The following is a 1,177-nucleotide window of genomic DNA, read 5'->3' on the forward strand; positions in this document are numbered from 1 at the left end:
ATCAATCCTCCTACGTATAGTATCGCTCTTATTTCGGAGGTTGTCCAACTTGATTACGGGGCTTAAGAGAAACCATCTGGCTCCCCAGTTATGCGGGGACAAGTTATTGCCAGTCTGCCTGATAAACCGTGTATGTGGTGTTTTGGGTTTATTACAACGGAACAACTGGACAAAGAAGCCGCAGCATATAACCAAGCGGGTAATCGCCCTCAGGTGATTTGGCCAAACGGAATCCTTTCTTCAACCGCCGTTCATATCGCTATGAACTTTCTCACTAATTGGACAGGCAGGTTCGACCGGCAAATTCTTTACTACGAGTATGATGGGAATAAAGGGACGATTCGGCCTCATGTTCATTATGAAATGCACATGGCAAAGGAATGCCCACATCACAATTATTAGACTTTTATTAGACTTTAAAAATATAGAAAGAAAAGGAGCTCGCACCAGTGGGCTCCCTTTTTTCATCCAAAAAGAGCCTTCGCATAATGTTTGCCAAGGCTCTTATTGTACTACAATTTTAGGCTATTTAAAGGGGAGAACTTAGCGTGAGCATCTTGTAAATCTTCCTGTGCCATTTGAACATACTTCCGCACCATCTCCATAGTGCTATGCCCCAATATCTTCTGAAGCGTGAACACATCTCCACCGTTTCGAATATAGAGTCGACCAAAGGTATGCCGAAATGTATGGGGACTCACTCGACATACATTTTCAATTCCGGCTTGCTCTCCATATTCCCTTAATCGATGCCTAATGGTGGAAGGATCCATCGGCGATCCGTAAATGGCAAGAAAGATATGCTCCACCTTTTCGCCAAAGTGTTCTTTGTTTTCGGCTAGCAGTTCCTTGATGCAGTTGATGGTCTTTTGACTTACTGGAACGATGCGTGACTTTCGAGTCTTTGTCACTTTGGAAGAAAACTGAACCGTATAGTTGATAAAATCAATATTCGATGCGGTCAGCGATAAGGTTTCACGGATTCTAGCCCCGGTATCGAGCAGGAACAGCATTAGCGCATAATCCCTAAAACCGACATAGGTGCTAAGGTCGGGTTGAGCTAATAAAAGTGCAATTTGTTCGGTTGTAAAACCTTGGATGGTATCCTCCCGGCTTCGACAGTCCGTAGATGTACAAACCGCCACGAGCCCAATCAGGACAAGGGAAGCGGCGGTTG

Annotated in this window: 2 protein-coding genes; one reads left to right on the forward strand and one right to left on the reverse strand. The window is 44.7% G+C overall.

Translation table 11 applies throughout. The features are described from left to right. Positions 1 to 90 precede the first annotated feature (90 nt). Entirely contained in the window at positions 91 to 402 is a 312-nt protein-coding gene (locus ACFO8Q_RS20865) for a hypothetical protein (RefSeq protein ID WP_380028714.1), read from the forward strand. Positions 403 to 512: 110 nt separating this feature from the next. Here the strand turns inward: ACFO8Q_RS20865 and ACFO8Q_RS20870 are convergent. Further along, a partial coding sequence (locus ACFO8Q_RS20870; protein WP_380028716.1) for a tyrosine-type recombinase/integrase occupies positions 513 to 1,177 on the reverse strand: 665 nt, incomplete at its 5' end.

The sequence above is a fragment of the Effusibacillus consociatus genome (genome assembly GCF_042652925.1).
Classification (GTDB): domain Bacteria; phylum Bacillota; class Bacilli; order Tumebacillales; family Effusibacillaceae; genus Effusibacillus; species Effusibacillus consociatus.